This window comes from Micromonospora sp. NPDC048894, assembly GCF_040649765.1.
GTDB lineage: Bacteria > Actinomycetota > Actinomycetes > Mycobacteriales > Micromonosporaceae > Micromonospora > Micromonospora antibiotica.
Genome location: NZ_JBEZFY010000007.1, coordinates 210,305 through 224,841, shown reverse-complemented (window position 1 = coordinate 224,841; position 14,537 = coordinate 210,305). Strand labels below are relative to the sequence as shown.

The 14,537-nt window shown below is 73.2% G+C and carries 17 protein-coding genes; 8 read left to right on the top strand and 9 right to left on the bottom strand.

Annotated elements, in window-relative coordinates; translation table 11 throughout:
• Positions 1 to 107 precede the first annotated feature (107 nt).
• Both AB0C22_RS17920 and AB0C22_RS17915 read right to left on the bottom strand, forming a co-directional pair.
• Entirely contained in the window at positions 108 to 1,094 is a 987-nt protein-coding gene (locus AB0C22_RS17920; RefSeq protein ID WP_357025267.1) for a pirin family protein, read from the bottom strand.
• 11 nt (positions 1,095 to 1,105) lie between these two features.
• On the bottom strand, positions 1,106 to 1,588 hold the full coding sequence (locus AB0C22_RS17915; protein ID WP_219469446.1) for a MarR family transcriptional regulator: 483 nt from the start codon (positions 1,586 to 1,588) through the stop codon (positions 1,106 to 1,108).
• Between the two features lie 114 nt (positions 1,589 to 1,702).
• Between AB0C22_RS17915 and AB0C22_RS17910 the strand changes: the two genes are divergently transcribed.
• Both AB0C22_RS17910 and AB0C22_RS17905 read left to right on the top strand, forming a co-directional pair.
• Positions 1,703 to 2,251, top strand: coding sequence for a GNAT family N-acetyltransferase (locus tag AB0C22_RS17910; protein ID WP_357535943.1), 549 nt, complete (start codon positions 1,703 to 1,705; stop codon positions 2,249 to 2,251).
• Positions 2,252 to 2,667: 416 nt separating this feature from the next.
• Entirely contained in the window at positions 2,668 to 3,264 is a 597-nt protein-coding gene (locus AB0C22_RS17905) for a DUF1684 domain-containing protein (protein WP_219469451.1), read from the top strand.
• A 50-nt stretch (positions 3,265 to 3,314) separates the two neighbouring features.
• Here AB0C22_RS17905 and AB0C22_RS17900 read toward each other — a convergent pair whose 3' ends face one another.
• The 3 genes from AB0C22_RS17900 to AB0C22_RS17890 are packed head-to-tail and all read right to left on the bottom strand — an operon-like array spanning position 3,315 to position 4,080.
• On the bottom strand, positions 3,315 to 3,569 hold the full coding sequence (locus AB0C22_RS17900) for a flavin reductase (RefSeq protein WP_357535941.1): 255 nt from the start codon (positions 3,567 to 3,569) through the stop codon (positions 3,315 to 3,317).
• The gene (locus AB0C22_RS17895; RefSeq protein ID WP_357535939.1) at positions 3,566 to 3,847 is read right to left on the bottom strand and encodes a hypothetical protein; all 282 of its coding nucleotides are present in this window, start codon (positions 3,845 to 3,847) and stop codon (positions 3,566 to 3,568) included. Before AB0C22_RS17895 ends, AB0C22_RS17900 begins: the two co-directional genes overlap by 4 nt.
• Positions 3,844 to 4,080 carry a hypothetical protein gene (locus AB0C22_RS17890; RefSeq protein WP_357535937.1) on the bottom strand — a complete coding sequence of 79 codons (237 nt, stop codon included), beginning with the start codon at positions 4,078 to 4,080 and terminating at the stop codon, positions 3,844 to 3,846. The genes AB0C22_RS17895 and AB0C22_RS17890 overlap by 4 nt, the downstream gene beginning before the upstream one ends.
• 215 nt (positions 4,081 to 4,295) lie before the next feature.
• Here AB0C22_RS17890 and AB0C22_RS17885 point away from each other — a divergent pair, with 215 nt between their 5' ends.
• Together AB0C22_RS17885 and AB0C22_RS17880 are read left to right on the top strand one after the other, a co-directional pair.
• Complete coding sequence (locus AB0C22_RS17885) at positions 4,296 to 5,063, top strand: DUF5753 domain-containing protein (protein ID WP_219469454.1); 768 nt, start codon at positions 4,296 to 4,298, stop codon at positions 5,061 to 5,063.
• The gene (locus AB0C22_RS17880) at positions 5,054 to 5,245 is read left to right on the top strand and encodes a DUF397 domain-containing protein (RefSeq protein WP_219469457.1); all 192 of its coding nucleotides are present in this window, start codon (positions 5,054 to 5,056) and stop codon (positions 5,243 to 5,245) included. Before AB0C22_RS17885 ends, AB0C22_RS17880 begins: the two co-directional genes overlap by 10 nt.
• A 263-nt stretch (positions 5,246 to 5,508) precedes the next feature.
• Here the strand turns inward: AB0C22_RS17880 and AB0C22_RS17875 are convergent, their stop codons facing one another.
• Positions 5,509 to 6,096 carry a general stress protein gene (locus AB0C22_RS17875; protein ID WP_219469462.1) on the bottom strand — a complete coding sequence of 196 codons (588 nt, stop codon included), beginning with the start codon at positions 6,094 to 6,096 and terminating at the stop codon, positions 5,509 to 5,511.
• 277 nt (positions 6,097 to 6,373) lie between these two features.
• Between AB0C22_RS17875 and AB0C22_RS17870 the strand changes: the two genes are divergently transcribed.
• The 3 genes from AB0C22_RS17870 to AB0C22_RS17860 are packed head-to-tail and all read left to right on the top strand — an operon-like array spanning position 6,374 to position 9,585.
• Positions 6,374 to 8,221: a glycoside hydrolase family 15 protein gene (locus AB0C22_RS17870; RefSeq protein WP_357535934.1), complete on the top strand. Its 1,848-nt coding sequence runs from the start codon at positions 6,374 to 6,376 to the stop codon at positions 8,219 to 8,221.
• Between the two features lie 41 nt (positions 8,222 to 8,262).
• Entirely contained in the window at positions 8,263 to 9,042 is a 780-nt protein-coding gene (locus AB0C22_RS17865; RefSeq protein WP_219469468.1) for an SDR family oxidoreductase, read from the top strand.
• Between the two features lie 42 nt (positions 9,043 to 9,084).
• On the top strand, positions 9,085 to 9,585 hold the full coding sequence (locus tag AB0C22_RS17860) for a metallophosphoesterase (protein WP_219469471.1): 501 nt from the start codon (positions 9,085 to 9,087) through the stop codon (positions 9,583 to 9,585).
• A gap of 2 nt (positions 9,586 to 9,587) precedes the next feature.
• Here AB0C22_RS17860 and AB0C22_RS17855 read toward each other — a convergent pair whose 3' ends face one another.
• Positions 9,588 to 9,803, bottom strand: a complete 216-nt coding sequence (locus tag AB0C22_RS17855; protein ID WP_208569384.1) for a DUF3072 domain-containing protein — start codon at positions 9,801 to 9,803, stop codon at positions 9,588 to 9,590.
• 94 nt (positions 9,804 to 9,897) lie between these two features.
• Here AB0C22_RS17855 and AB0C22_RS17850 point away from each other — a divergent pair, with 94 nt between their 5' ends.
• Positions 9,898 to 10,836 carry an FAD-dependent oxidoreductase gene (locus tag AB0C22_RS17850; protein WP_357536111.1) on the top strand — a complete coding sequence of 313 codons (939 nt, stop codon included), beginning with the start codon at positions 9,898 to 9,900 and terminating at the stop codon, positions 10,834 to 10,836.
• A gap of 19 nt (positions 10,837 to 10,855) precedes the next feature.
• On the opposite strand, the gene AB0C22_RS17845 is transcribed toward AB0C22_RS17850, so the two are convergent.
• Both AB0C22_RS17845 and AB0C22_RS17840 read right to left on the bottom strand, forming a co-directional pair.
• Complete coding sequence (locus tag AB0C22_RS17845; protein ID WP_219469474.1) at positions 10,856 to 12,151, bottom strand: cation:proton antiporter; 1,296 nt, start codon at positions 12,149 to 12,151, stop codon at positions 10,856 to 10,858.
• A 233-nt stretch (positions 12,152 to 12,384) separates the two neighbouring features.
• A complete protein-coding gene (locus AB0C22_RS17840; protein ID WP_357535931.1) occupies positions 12,385 to 14,505 on the bottom strand; it encodes a SpoIIE family protein phosphatase in 2,121 nt (706 codons plus the stop codon).
• Between the last annotated feature and the right edge of the window lie 32 nt (positions 14,506 to 14,537).

Below are 14,537 nucleotides of genomic sequence, written 5' to 3'. Positions count from 1 at the left end.
CACGAGGGCCTCCCCTTCGCGCCGGTCACCGCGCCCGAAACGGGCGTCCCGGGATGTCCCGGGACGCCCGTGGACGGGTCACCGGCTTCAGACCGGCGTACGCCCGGTCAGGGGCGGTCGCCCTGGCCGCCGGTGTGCGGCAGCCGCTGGGCGGGCACGACGCCCAGCTTGCCGGCCTGGAAGTCCTCGAAGGCCTGCATCAGCTCGGCGCGGGTGTTCATCACGAACGGCCCGTAGTGCGCCACCGGCTCCCGGATGGGCTTTCCGCCCATGATGTAGAGGTCCAGGCCCGGGGTGTTGCCGTCCTGCTTGCCGGCGGCGGTCACCCGCAGCGCGTCGCCCGGACCGTGCACGGCCAACTGGCCGCCCTGCAACGGTCGCCGGTCGGTGCCGACCGTGCCGCGACCGGAGAGCGCGTAGACCAGCGCGTTGAAGTCGGCCCGCCAGGGCAGGTCCAACTCGGCACCGGGCTCCAGCGTGACGTGGGCGATGGTGATCGGCGTGTGGGTCGACCCCGGCCCCTGGTGCCCGGCGATCTCACCGGCGATGATCCGGATCAGCGCGCCGCCGTCCGGCGTGGTCAGCAGGGCCGCCTCCCGACCCCGGATGTCCTGGTAGCGCGGCGGCATCATCTTGGCCACCCGGGGCAGGTTGACCCAGAGCTGGAGGCCGTGGAAGAGGCCACCGCTGGCGACCAGGTGCTCCGGTGGGGCCTCGATGTGGAGCAGGCCGCTGCCGGCGGTCATCCACTGGGTGTCGCCGTCGGTGATGGTGCCGCCGCCACCCTGCGAGTCCTGGTGGTCCATGATCCCGTCGATCATGTAGGTGACCGTCTCGAAGCCCCGGTGCGGGTGCCACGGGGTGCCCTTCGGCTCGCCCGGCGCGTAGTCCACCTCGCCCATCTGGTCGAGGTGGATGAACGGGTCGAGATCCTGCATCGGCACCCCGGCGAAGGCCCGGCGGACCGGGAAACCCTCACCCTCGTAGCCGCTCGGGGCGGTGGTCAGCCGGCGGACCGGCCGGTAGCTGGTGGTCTCGTCGAGCCGGGGCAGGCGGGGCAGGACGAGGACGTCGTCGACGGTGATCGCGGGCATCTCGGCTCTCCTCAGGTGTCGCGGTGGGTGGACGACGCGTCCCGGTCGGCGCGCAGCCGCCGGCCGAGCCGATCGAAGACCCGGGTCAGGGTGGTGACCTCGGCGTCGTCGAGGTCGTCCATCAAATGCCGGCGGACCGAGGCGAGGTGCCCCGGCGCGGCCTCGCGCAGGGTCAGCAACCCGGCGGCGGTGAGCACCGCCTCACTGCCCCGACGGTCCCCGGGGCAGGACTGCCTGGAGACCAGGCCCCGCCGCTGCATGGTGGAGATCTGGTAGGTGAGCCGGCTGGGGGAGAAGACCAGCCGGCCGGCCAGCTCACCCATCCGGAGCCGCTGGCCCGGCGCCTCGGAGAGCAGGACCAGCACGTGGTAGTCGGCGAAGCTCAGCTCCCCGTCGGCACGCAGGTCGTCCTCCAGCTGGGTGAACAGCCGCTGGCTGGCCTCGATGTAGGCACGCCAGCAAGCCATCCGCTCGCTGTCCAGGCTCTCCGTCATGCCCGAACAGTAGCACTCCTTCAAATTTAAACAAGCTCTCTAATGTGCCTGTGAGCAGCGAGACACTTCTCCTTGACGGGAGGAAATTCAGGATTTGAAAGGAAAGGGTGGCCGGTGAGCTGGCAGACTGCCCCGGTGGAACCCGTACAGATCACCGCACCCGGCCTGGTGCTGCGTCCCTGGCGGGCGGCGGACGCGCCGGCCGTGTTGGCCGCCCTCGTCGACCCCGACATCGTCCGGTGGAACGGGCAGGGGGTGACCGACCTGGCGCAGGCCGCCGCGTGGATCACCCGGCGGTCCGACCGCAGCGACGGCAGCCACGTCTCCGTCGCGGTCACCGACGCCACCGACGGGACGCTGCTCGGCGCGGTCTCCGTGCACCAGATCCGGGACGGCAACGCCGCCGTCGGCTACTGGACCGCCGGGCCGGCGCGCGGACGCGGGGTCGCCTCCGGCGCGCTGCGGGCGCTCACCGGCTGGGCCTTCACCCACCTCGACCTGCACCGGATCGAACTGTGCCACGCGGTCGACAACCCCGCCTCCTGCCGGGTCGCCACCCGTGCCGGCTACCGCTGGGAGGGCACGCTGCGTGAGTCGCACCGCTACGGCGACGGCCACCGGCACGACGAACACCTGCACGCCCGCCTCGCCACCGACGACTGACCCGCTCCGCTCCCGCTCACCCGTCGCGGCCCTGCCCTGTCCCGGGTGATCAAGAGCTTTGCGTCACCGTTGAGCCCGATTTCCGCCTCAAACTTCTTGATCACCGCCGCTCGGCGTGGTGTCCCGGTGGAGCGTCCCGTGATCAAGAGGTTTGCGTCATCGATGAGCTCGATTTCCGCCTCAAACTTCTTGATCACCGCCCCTTCGGCGCGGTGTCCCGGCGGTGTCCCCGGTGATCAAGAGGTTTGCGTCATCGTTCAGCCCGATACTGACGCGAACCTCTTGATCACCGGGGACGGCGGCTCGGGGGAGGGCGCGGGGGTTCGGGGGAGAGCGGCTCAGGGTGGGGGAGGGGAGAGCGGCTGGGGTGGCGGGAGAGGGGTGGGTCGGGTTCGGCGGGTGGTTAGGGTCGGTGGGTGGACGATCTCGACGTGCTCGACTGGCGGGAACGCACCGCCGCGCTCTACCTGTCCGACACCGACCTGGCCGGCTTCCGGGCCGCCCGGGACGAGTTGTTCCGCAGCCACCCGGCCAGCCCGCTGCCGGCCGCCGACCGGGCCGCTTTCCCCGGGCTGGGCTGGTTCCCGGCGGATCCGGCGGCGGTGGTCGAGGCCCCGCTGCGTCCCGCCTCCGGCACCGAGACCATCGACACCGGTGGCCCCGACGGGGTGGTGCGCTACCGGCGGGTGGCGGTCGCCGAGACCCCGTGGGGGCCGCTGACCCTGTGGTGGATCGAGGCGTACGGCGGTGGGCTGTTCGTGCCGGTCCGCGACGGCACCAGCGGCCGGGAGACGTACGGCGGCGGTCGGTACCTCACCGACACGGTCAAGGGCACCTTCGGGCGGGGACTCACCGTGCTCCCCGGGCACCGGGTCCGCCTCGACGCCAACTATCTCTACAACCCCAGCTGCGCGTACGACGACACCTGGGCCTGCCCGCTGGCACCCCCGGAGAACCGGGTCAAGGTGCCGATTCGGGCCGGTGAACTGGTCTATCCTCGCCGCGACCGCTGACCCTGCCACGTCCCCGCCCCACCCACCTCGCCGCTCGGAGAGAGGTGAGGTCAGCGGCCGGCCTGGTATGTCCAGGTCAGGAAGCGGTCGGTGGCGTCCACGGGCCTGCCGCCGTCGAGCTGCGTGAGATGGTCTTCGGCTTCCTCCTTGAGCGTCGACAGCAGGGTCAGCAGGCCCGGCCGGTCGTCGGCGTACGCCGCGAGGAGCGCGAGTTTCGCTTCCCCGCAGGGCCACGGGTGGGCGTCGATCCGGCAGAGCCAGGTGGGTGGTAGCGGCGTGTGCCGGCCGGGAAGCAGCTCGGTCACGCCACCACGACCTTTCCCGGGATCGGCCTGCGCGGAGCCGGTCGACGGGGGCCGGGCTCCAGACGTGTCGCTCCGGCCGGCATCAGGAACAGGGTCCGCCGCCGGACCGCGTCGCCGGCTGCGTCCAGCTCGTAGGCGTCTATCCACAACCAACAGTCGTACGTGTGCCGGTCGGTGAGCACCCGGATGACCCGTACCGTGATCGGCCGGATGAACTGCACGCTCGCGGCGCGCGTCAGGTGGAGCACGTCACCGGGGCGGATCGTGTGCGGGGTCACCGGGCCAGCTCCCGTTCCAGCCGGGGGGCCCGGCGGTGGCAGTGGGCCCGGCGGTGGCAGTGGGCCCGGCGGTGGCAGGGGGCGGCGTTCCCCAGCCGGCCGGGGCCCCGCCACGGTGGGATGAACGGCCCGATCGGGCCGGGCACCGACGGGCGTGCCGGTGGTGGGTCGTCGTCAGGCTTGCGGTGCGGCTCGGGCGGCGGTGGGCTGTCGGGCTCCGGCGTGTCCGGCACGGTGTTCCCCCTTGGTAGCGGTGGATGGAACGGGGGCCGCCTCCTGCCCCTCCACAGGAGACGGCCCCCGCAGCAGGCGCGGCCGGCGGATCTCCCCTCCGACCGGCGGCGCCGCTCTGGGCTCCACCTTGCCGAGGGTTGTGGCGCGAACACACCGCGTAGCAATATGGAGGCAGACGTTCAGAACGTTCGGTCGGAACGGGGGAGGGAGCGGGATGAATCTGGCAGTCAAGGAGGCCATGGCGCAGACCGGGGAGACCGCCGAGAGCCTGGCAGCTCAGGTCGGGGTCGACCCGAAAACCGCAGCCAGGTGGGCACGCCACGGCAGCATCCCGCAGACCCGGCATCGCGCCAAGGTCGCGGCGGTCCTGGGCCGCGACGTCCTGGACCTCTGGCCGGACGCGCTGAAGCGCCACGAGCCGGTCTGGTTCCGACGATGGGCGGACATCGAGCGCGAAGCGGTCGAGCTGCGATGGTTCGAACTCGCGTGGGTGCCGGGGCTCCTGCAAACGGAGGCGTACGCGCGGGCGACGCTGGCGCTGGCTACACCCACCCCCGAAGAGGTCGACGAACTGGTGACGGCACGGATGCAGCGGCAGGCGATCCTCCACCGGCCGCAGCCTCCGCTCGTCGTCGCGGTGATCGATGAAGCGGTCCTCCGGCGGCGCGCAGGCCGCGACGGCAAGCTGATGCGCGAGCAGTGCGAACACCTCGCGGCCTGCGCCGAACTGCCGTGCGTGCAGGTGCACGTCGTACCGCTCGACACGCCCATCTACCTGGGCATGGGCGGTCCGTTCATCCTGGCCGAGCTGCCGGACGGTGCGCGGATGGCGCACCAGGACGGTCCGGCCAGCGCACACGTCACCGACGACGCGGCAGAGATCGCTAGCCTTGAACGTAGGTGGGCTCGCATAGTCGGCGAGGCCCTACCCCGGTCGCAGTCTCTCGACCTCATCAGGAAAGCGGTGGCAGCATGGACCTGACCGGCGCGCGGTGGCGCAAGAGCACGAAGAGCGGGGACAACGGCGGCGCGTGCGTCGAGGTCGCCGACAACCTGCCCGGCGTCGTCCTGGTGCGGGACACGAAGGACCGTGACGGCGGGACGCTGGCGTTCGCGCCGGGCGCGTGGCGGGGGTTCGTGGACTTCGCGAGGACGTCCCGCTAGTCAGACAACATTCAAGGCCCCGATCGGCCGGGGCCTTTTCGTCCTGATCGTCACCTCCGGTTCGCCGTCGCCGTCGCCGTGGCCGTGGCCGTGGCCGTCGCCGTGGCCGTGGCCGTGGCCGTGGCCGTGGCCGTGGCCGTCGACCGGAGCGGCGGGTGCTCCCCGGGCCTGTCGTGGTCGGGCCGCCCGCCCCGGTCAGGGGCCGACGACGCGACCGCCGCCCCGGCGCTGGGCGCGTCGGGGCGGCGGCTGGGTCGGACGGGTCAGCGGGCGGTGGCCCCGGTCGGGGTCAGGTGCATCCGGCCGAGCATCTGCCGCGCCTGGTCGGCCAAGCCGGCGTCCACGGTCACCGCGTACTGGCCGGCGCGCAGCGAACTGGCCGAGGTGAAGTCGCGCTGGCCGCCGGACATGGCGTGCGCCACCGCGCCGAACACGGCACCCCAGATCGCGCCGATCACCAGGCCGACCAGGATCACCGCGAGCCAGTTGCCGACCGTGAAGATGCCGAACAACAGGCCGATGAACAGCCCGAACCACGCGCCGGTGCCGGCACCCAGCAGGGCGGCGCGTCCCGTGGTGAGCCGGCCGAGCACCGTCTCCACCAGGGTGAGGTTGGTCCCTACGATCGCGCTGTGCTCCACCGGGAACCGGTTGTCCGCCAGGTAGTCCACCACCCGTTGCGCGGACGGATAGTCCGGGTACGCGCCGATCGTCACCGCCGGCGCTCCGGCTTGCGGGCCGTGCCCGTCCCCCGGGGGCGTCGCCGGCCGGCCGGCCGGACCGGACGGGAGGTTGTCGCCGCCCGGCATCCCGGGTCGCCAAGTGGCGGTCGGGTTCGCTGCTCTGGTCATGGCATCCTCCTTCGTCAACGACCGGCGTTCCCGCCGGCCCGCCGAGGTAACGCCGGCAGCTCCGGCAATCCGGGCCCGCCGGGCGGCGTCGGTCGGTCCGGCGAGCCGGGCCACCGGGGTGACGCCGGCAGACCGGGGCAGCCAGGGCTGCCGGGCTGCCGGGGTGCGGGGCTGCCGGGGCTGGCGGGGTGCGGGGCTGCCGGGGCGACGTCCACGGGTCGGACAGAAGACGGTGTGGTCGAGGAATGCGCTCCGGGGTGCCCGGGTAACCCGGCCCGTGGACAGCGGACGGATCAGCGAGCACGGGTTCCTTGCCGACGGTCGCAGCGCCGCGCTGGTGGACCGGCACGGCTCGGTCAACTGGTGGTGCCCTGCCCGGTTCGACAGCCCGTCGGTCTTCGGGCGGCTCCTCGACGACCGGGCCGGGCACTGGTCGATCGCCCCGGAGGGCGACGACGTGCGGGTGTCGCGCTCCTATCTGGACGACTCGCTGGTGCTGCGTACCGTATTCCACACCGGCACCGGGTCGGTGGCCGTCACCGACGCGTTGGCGCTGGAACCGGACGCACGCGGGCACGACATCGGCCTGCGCTCGCCCCGGGTGCTCGCCCGGCTGGTCGAGGGGATCTCCGGCGAGGTGCCGGTACGCGTCGAGTTCGCTCCCCGGTTCGAGTACGGCCGGGTCACCGCGTACCTGACCCACGCCGCCGGGGTGATCGACGCGCGGGCCGGCGCGTGCCGGCTCAGCCTGCGCTCCGACGTGCCGTTGGCCTGCCGCCGTGGCGACGCCGTCGGCCGGGCGACCGTCCGGGCCGGGGACACCCTGCGGTTCACCCTCGGGTACGCCCCGACCTACGGCGGCGGCGAGCCGGCCCTGCCCGCCGCCGACCGGGTGGTGGCCGACGCGGTGGCCGGCTGGCGCTCCTGGGCCGACCTGCACGACTACCAGGGTCTCTACCGCGACCAGGTACGCCTCAGCGCGATGGTGGTGCAGGGCATGACCTACCAGCCCAGTGGCGCGATCGTCGCGGCGGCCACCACCTCGCTGCCCGAACAGCTGGGTGGCGACCGCAACTACGACTACCGCTACGTCTGGGTCCGCGACTTCAGCCTCACCCTCCAGGCGCTGTGGCGGTCGGCCTGCCCCGACGAGGCCGACCGGCAGTTCTCCTGGGTGGCGCGGGCGATGGGTCGCATCGACGACGGCCGGGTGCCGATCATGTACGGCGTGGAGGGCGAGCGGGACCTCACCGAACACTCCCTCGACCACCTGCGCGGCTACGCCGACAGCCGGCCGGTGCTCGTCGGCAACGACGCGTGGAAGCAACGGCAGAACGACGTGCTCGGCGAGATCCTCGACGCCGCCTGGCTGATGCGGCACTACCTGGACCCGATGTCGCCGGACGTACGGCACCTGCTGCGGGCCCTGGCCGACCAGGCGGTCCGGGCCTGGCACCTGCCGGACTCCGGCATGTGGGAGTCCCGCGACGCCGAACGGCACTACGTGTCGTCGAAGGTCCAGTGCTGGACGGCGTTGGACCGGGCGGTGCGCTTCGGTCCTCGCCTCGGCGACCCGGCCGACATCGGGCGGTGGGCGCGGGCCCGCGACGAGGTCCGCGCGGCGGTGCTGCGGCGGGGGTGGAACGACCGGCTCGGCGCGTACACCGGGGCCTTCGACTCCGACCGGTTGGACGCCTCGGTGCTGCTCATGCCGCTTGTCGGGTTCCTGCCCGCCGCCGACCCGAGGATGCGCTCCACCATCGACGTGGTGGAGCGGCGGCTGTCGCGCAACGGGCTGCTGCGCCGCTGGGACGGCGACCCGGCCGGTTTCGTCATCTGCTCGTTCTGGCTGGCCGGTTGCCTGGCCCTGGCCGGCGAGCAGGAGCGGGCCACCCGGCTGTTCGAGCAACTCGCCGGCCGGGTCAACGACCTCGGCCTCTACGCCGAGCAGATCGACCAGGCCACCGGCGAGCAGGTGGGCAACTTCCCGCAGGCCTTCTCGCACATCGGCCTGATCAACGCGGCCGGCTTGCTCACCGACGTCGCCGAACGACGACGCGACCTCGCCACGGACCGGCCGCATTTCGTGACGACCGGCACCGACATCGTGCCGACGTCGACCTGAGCCGTGCCGACCGGTACGGGACCGACGGAGGGAACACGCTGATGAGTGGACGACTGACCGGCCGCACCGCCCTGATCACCGGCTCGGACTCGGGCATCGGGCAGGCCACCGCGATCGAGTTCGGTCGGGAGGGCGCCGACGTGGTGGTGCACTACCTGCACGACCACGCCGGCGCGGACCACACCCGGGCCGAGATCGAGAAGGCCGGCCGGCGGGCGGTGGTCGTGCAGGGCGACATCAGCGTCGAGCACCAGGTCGAGGCGATGTTCGACGAGGCGCTGACGGCGTTCGGCACGGTGGACGTGCTGATGAACGACGCCGGGGTGGACGCCTCCGGCATCGGCGTGGCCGACCTGGACACCGAAACCTGGGACCGGTGCATCCGTACCAACCTGTACGGGATGTTCTTCTGCTGCCGGCGGTTCGTCCGGCACCGCCGCGACCAGGGCGGCGGCGGGAAGATCATCAACATCACCTCGATCCACCAGGAGGTCGCCCGGGCCGGCGGGGCGGACTACGACGCCAGCAAGGGCGGCATGCTCGAACTGGCCAAGAGCCTCGCCCTGGAGGTCGCCCCGATGCGGATGAACGTCAACAACATCGGACCCGGGATGGTGCTCACCCCGTTCAACCAGGAGGCCATCGACGACCCGAAGTACCTGGCGGAGCAGGTGCAGAGCATCCCGTGGAAGCGGGCCGCCGAGCCGGTCGAGATCGCCCGGCTGGCCGTCTTCCTCGCCAGCGACGACGCCGACTACGTGACCGGGTCGACGTACTTCATGGACGGCGGCCTGATGCAGAATCAGGGCCAGGGCGCCTGAGCCGGCCGGCCGCGCCCGGCCCCCGCCCGGAAGGTCCGCCTGATGCGGCTGCTCATGATCGCCGACACCCACCTGCCCCGCCGCGCCCGGGACCTGCCCGACGAGGTCTGGGCGGCGGTGGACGCCGCCGACGTGGTGCTGCACGCCGGGGACTGGGTCGAGGTGGGACTGCTCGACCGGCTGGTCGGCCGGGCCCGTCGGCTGGTCGGCGTGTACGGCAACAACGACGGCCCCGACCTGCGGGCCCGGCTGCCCGAGGTGGCCGAGGTGGAGCTGGCCGGGCTGCGGGTGGCCGTGGTGCACGAGACCGGGCCGAAGACCGGCCGGGAACAGCGATGCGCGGCCCGGTTCCCCGATCGGGACCTGCTCGTCTTCGGCCACTCGCACATCCCGTGGGACAGCGTCGCACCGGGCGGCCTGCGGTTGCTCAACCCCGGCTCGCCCACCGACCGGCGGTCCCAGCCGTACGCCACGTACCTGACCGCCGAGGTGGTGGCGGGGCAACTCGACCGGGTCGTGCTGCACCGCCTGCCACCCCGTTGAGGTCACCGGCCCCGGCCGGTCTCCTCCTGCAACTCGTCGATCCGCTGGGACGCCTCCGCCTTCGTCAGGTCGTCCGGCACCTCCTCGCCGGCCTCCCGGGCCAGGGTGTGCAGGTACGACTCCTGGGCGGCGGTCGGCGGTTCGTCGCCGGTCACCCACTCCTGCGGATCCTTGATCGCCCCACGCGGGTCGGGCTGCTGGTCGTTGCGGTCGGTCATCAGGTTCACCTCTCCTCGAACAGCCGTGCCAATACCCCGCCGGTCGCCCGGTCATGCCGGTCGCGGCGCATACGATCACCGGGTGGACGCGGATGTGATCGTGGTGGGTGCCGGCATCTCCGGGGTGGCGTGCGCCGCAGAACTGGTGCGGGCGGGCGTGCCGGTGCAGATCCGGGAACGCGGTCGGGTGGCCGGGGGCCGGATGGCCAGCCGACGCTTCGACGGCCGCCCCGCCGACCTGGGTGCGGCGTACCTGACCGCCGACGACCCGGACTTCGTCGAGGTGGTCGGGCGCTGGCAGGCCGCCGGGCTGGTGCGGGAGTGGACCGACACCTTCGTCGCGTACGGCCCGGACGGCCGGCGGGAGGTGCCCGGACCGGTCCGCTGGGCCGCCCCGCGCGGCCTGCGTTCCCTGGTCGAGGAGCTGGCCCGGGAGTTGCCGGTGACCGTGGACCGGTTCGTGTCGGGCGTCGCACCGGGCCCGGTGGTGGACGGGGAGTCCGCCGCCGCCGTGGCGCTGTGCACCCCGGGTCCGCAGGCCGCCCTGCTGCTCGACCCGGCGCTGACCGGGGTCACCGGGGCCGCCGTACGGCAGGGGTGGTCGCCGGTGCTCGCGGCGGTGCTGCGCTTCCCCGGCCGGCGGTGGGCCGACTTCCGGGGCGCGTTCGTCAACGGGCACCCGGTGCTCGCCCTGGTCTGCGACGACGGCGACCGGCGCGGCGACGCCGCCCCGGTGCTGGTCGCCCACACCACGCCGGAGTTCGCCGCCGGGCGCCTGGCCCAGCCCGGGGCGGCCGGCCCGGCGATCGAGGAGGCCGTCCGCGACCTGCTCGGCCTGCCGGACCCGGCCGAACTGGTCCACGTGCACCGCTGGACGTATGCCCGGCCGGTCGAGCCGGACCCCGACGGGACGTTCTTCCTGGACGACGACCTGGTCGGGCTGGCCGGGGACGCTTTCGGCAAGCCCCGGGTGCAGAGCGCCTGGCGCTCCGGCCGGGACCTGGGCCGGGAGTTGGCCCGCCGACTGACCTGACCGGCCACCCGGCCACCGGTCAACCCCGCGCGCCGTCCAGGGCCGGCTCGTCGCGTCGACCCTGCTCCGACGGGTCGCCGGTGCGTTCACCGGCCCGGTCCAGCAACTGCATGACCGGGGTCGCGGCCATCCCGTGCACCACCACCGACACGACCACCACCAGGCCGACCGTCGCCCAGATCAGGTCCGCCTGGGCGAAGTCCGCCTTGGTGGTGGCGTACGCCAGGTAGTAGAACGAGCCGACGCCCCGGATGCCGAACGACGAGATCACCCAGTGCTCGGCCGGCCGACCCGGTGCGCCGCGCAGCGACAGCCACCCCACCAGCGGCCTGATGACGAACACCAGGGCCAGCCCGACCGTCGCCGCCTGCCAGGTGAGCGGGGCGAGCAGACCGGTGATCACCGCGCCACCGAAGAGCAGCAGCAGCAGGACGGTCAACAGCCGCTCGGTCTGCTCGGCGAAGTCGTGCAGCACGGCGTGGAACTCGTGGGTCCGCTCGGCGGCCCGGATCGCCCGCGCGGCGACGAAGACGGCCAGGAACCCGTACCCGCCGACCACCTCCACCAGCCCGTACGCCAGGAAGGTGGCGGCCAGCGCGAGGAACCCCTCGGCGTGCCGGGCCAGCCGCAACTCGCTCGGGGCGCGGAAGAAGAGCTTGCCGAGCAGCCAGCCGATCAGCAGGCCACCGCCGACGCCGACGGCCAGCTTGTAGAGCACGTCGACGGCGAACCACTCGGCGAACCAGCCCGACGGGGCCAGCCCGACGCTGGCGATCGCGATGGCCGCGTAGACGAACGGGAACGCCAGGCCGTCGTTGAGGCCCGCCTCGGAGGTCAGCGCGAAGCGCACCTCGTCCTCGGAGTCCTCGGCGTCGGTGGGTTCGCCGACCTGGACGTCCGAGGCGAGCACCGGGTCGGTCGGGGCCAGGGCCGCACCGAGCAGCAGCGCGGCGGCCGGCACCAGACCCGCCCACCACCAGCCGAGCAGCGCCACCGCCGCGATGCAGATCGGCATCGCGATCGCCAGCAACCGCCAGGTCGACGACCAGCGTTTCCAGCTCAACGGTCGGTCGATCTTCAACCCGGCGCCCATCAGCGCCACGATCACGCCGATCTCGGTCAGGTGGGTGGCGACCTGCGGGTAGCGCAGCGGGTCCGGGGAGGGCAGGCCGATGGGCAGCGCGAAAACCAGCATCCCGAGGCCGAGGAACGCTATCGGCATGGACAGCGGGCGGCGCTCCAGCAGTCGGGGGAGCACCCCGGCCAGCAGGGCTCCCGCGCCCACCAGCGCGAACTCGACATCGACCAGTTCCACCCCGACCACCTCTCACCCCCGGCCACGGATGTGGGCGGGGGTGGGACTGTGCCCCGTCGATGGCCGGGCTAAGCCTGGGTGTCCGGCTTGTCTCCGGACCCGTACCCAGGTAGGCAAGATCGCGCTATTTCCAGGTTGTAGTGGTCTACGACCGCTTGAAACCGCCCCGTGGCGAGGCCACTACAACATGGTTCGAGCGCGACCTTGAAGCGTGGCCCCGGCGGGACTCCCGGTCAGGTCGGGGGCAGGAGGATCTCGAACCAGACGGTCGAGCCCCGCACCGTCGGGTCGGTGCCCCAGGCGTCGGAGAGCTGTTCGATCAACCCGAGGCCCCGGCCCCGGCTGCTCAGCGTGTCGGTCTGGGCCCGGGTCACCGTGCCTCGGGTGCCCGAGTCGGCCACCGACACCAGCAGGCGCTCGGGGCTGAGGTCGATCTCCACCCGGGCGGCGGTGCCGGCGTGCAGCAACGCGTTGGTGGTCAGCTCGCTGGTGCACAGCACCGCCGCGCCGATCACCGCGTCGGGCACCTGCCACTCGCCCAGTTGTGCCGTCATCCAGTGGCGTACCCGGCTGGGTGCGGTCGGCTCGGCGGGCATCTCCATCCCGGCGGAGCGGCTCGGCTTGAGCGCGTGCTCCACCGCGAGCACCGCCACGTCGTCCTCGGTGGCGCCGGGGACCGCGCCGGTGGCGACGGCGCAGAGCGCCCGGGGGTCACCGCTGGCCGCCCCGGCCACCGCCGCCGCCAACCCGGCCAGGCCGGCGGTGAGGCTCTGCCGTCGCCGCTCGACCACCCCGTCGCTGTAGAGCAGCAGGGTGTCGCCGGGGGCGAGCGGCACGGTGGCGGTCGGGGGTCGGCAGCCCAACCCGAGGGGTGCGCCGGTCGGCAGTTCGACGAAGGTGGCGGTGGCGACGCCGTCCGGCCCGCCGCGCCGGATCAGCGGCGGGGGGTGCCCGGCGCTGGCCAGGGTGATCTCACTCCGGTCGGCGTCGACCACCCCGAAGACCACGGTGACGAAGAGTTCGTGGGTGCCCGTCTCGGTGCCCAGGCTCGCCACCAGCCGGTCCAGCCCGGCCAGGACAGCGTCCGGTCGCGGGTCGGTCAGCGCCAGCGCCCGCAGCGCCGCCCGGACCTGCCCCATCCGGGCCGCCGCTTGCACGTCGTGCCCGGCGACGTCGCCGAGCACCACACCCAGGTCGCCGGAGGGCAGCAGGAACGCGTCGTAGAAGTCACCACCGGCGGCGTTGCCGTCGACACCCGGGTCGTAGCGGGCGGCGATGCGCAGCCGGGGCAGGGCCGGTAACTGCTCCGGGAGCATGCTGCGTTGCAGCAGTTGCGCCGTGCCGTGCTGGGTCTCGAACCGGCGGGCCCGCTCCGCCGCCTGGCCGACCAGCTCGGCCGAGGCGGCCAGCAGTGCCCGTTCCGCCGCCGACCAGCCGTGCGGGGTCTGGTAGCCCACGGCGATCCCGCCCCGGATCACCGACGAGCGCAGCGGCAGTGCGGCCAGCGAGCGAATCTTCTGGTCGTGCCGGTCGACGGCGGTGTCCCGCAGCGGCTGGCCGTCCCCGGCGAAGAAGGGCACCCCGCTGTGTGCACCGACCACCACCGGCGCGGTGGTGTCGGCCGGGACCGGCCGCCACAGCGGGGGCAGCCGCTCGTCGGCCTCGTCGAGCAGTTCGCCCCGGATCCGGCGGACCAGCCGCCAGGCCGGGCCGTCGTCGACCGCGAAGGAGACCTGGTCGGCGTCGAAGGAGTGCAGCGCGTAGCGCAACGTCACCCGGGCCACGTCGTCCAGGGTGAGGGTGCCCGACAGTGCCGCGGCGAAGTCGGACAGGCTCTGCAACTGCTGGGTGAGCTGGCTGGTCTGGGCGGCGACGGTGAGCACGCCGACGATCCGTCCGGTGCTGTCGCGCACCGGGGAGTGCCCCCGGGTGAAGACCGCGTGTTCGCCGGTGGCGTGCTGGTGGACCGGGAGCACCGACTCCTTCTGCAGGAACGACTCCCCGTGCCGGTAGGCCCGCTCGATCACCTCACCGACGCCGGGGGCGTGCCACAGGTCGGCGTACACCTCGGGGGCCGGCCGGCCCAGCGCGCCGGGGTGCCGGTCGCCGATCACCTCGGCGTACGCCTGGTTGTAGAGCAGCACGAAGTCGTCGCCGTAGTGCAGCGCCATCGGTACGGGGGAGGACAGGATCACGTCGACCAGCACGCGGACCGTCACGTCCCAGCCCTGTTGCGGGCCCAGCGGGGTGTCGGCCCACGGGTGGGCCCGCACGGCAGCCACCGCCGGTGAGACCCCGTCCGGTCCCGGTACGGGGGCTGGTGACGTCGGGACCCGCCCGACCGTGCCTGGCATGTCCGCAGCCTATCCGGCGGCGTCCCGGGGCG

Bases quoted from the DNA above. Each gene is read 5' to 3' on its own strand.
- AB0C22_RS17920 (WP_357025267.1), bottom strand. From the start codon at position 1,094: ATGCCCGCGATCACCGTCGACGACGTCCTCGTCCTGCCCCGCCTGCCC.
- AB0C22_RS17915 (WP_219469446.1), bottom strand. From the start codon at position 1,588: ATGACGGAGAGCCTGGACAGCGAGCGGATGGCTTGCTGGCGTGCCTAC.
- AB0C22_RS17885 (WP_219469454.1), top strand. From the start codon at position 4,296: ATGAATCTGGCAGTCAAGGAGGCCATGGCGCAGACCGGGGAGACCGCC.
- AB0C22_RS17880 (WP_219469457.1), top strand. From the start codon at position 5,054: ATGGACCTGACCGGCGCGCGGTGGCGCAAGAGCACGAAGAGCGGGGAC.
- AB0C22_RS17875 (WP_219469462.1), bottom strand. From the start codon at position 6,096: ATGACCAGAGCAGCGAACCCGACCGCCACTTGGCGACCCGGGATGCCG.
- AB0C22_RS17865 (WP_219469468.1), top strand. From the start codon at position 8,263: ATGAGTGGACGACTGACCGGCCGCACCGCCCTGATCACCGGCTCGGAC.
- AB0C22_RS17860 (WP_219469471.1), top strand. From the start codon at position 9,085: ATGCGGCTGCTCATGATCGCCGACACCCACCTGCCCCGCCGCGCCCGG.
- AB0C22_RS17855 (WP_208569384.1), bottom strand. From the start codon at position 9,803: ATGACCGACCGCAACGACCAGCAGCCCGACCCGCGTGGGGCGATCAAG.
- AB0C22_RS17840 (WP_357535931.1), bottom strand. From the start codon at position 14,505: ATGCCAGGCACGGTCGGGCGGGTCCCGACGTCACCAGCCCCCGTACCG.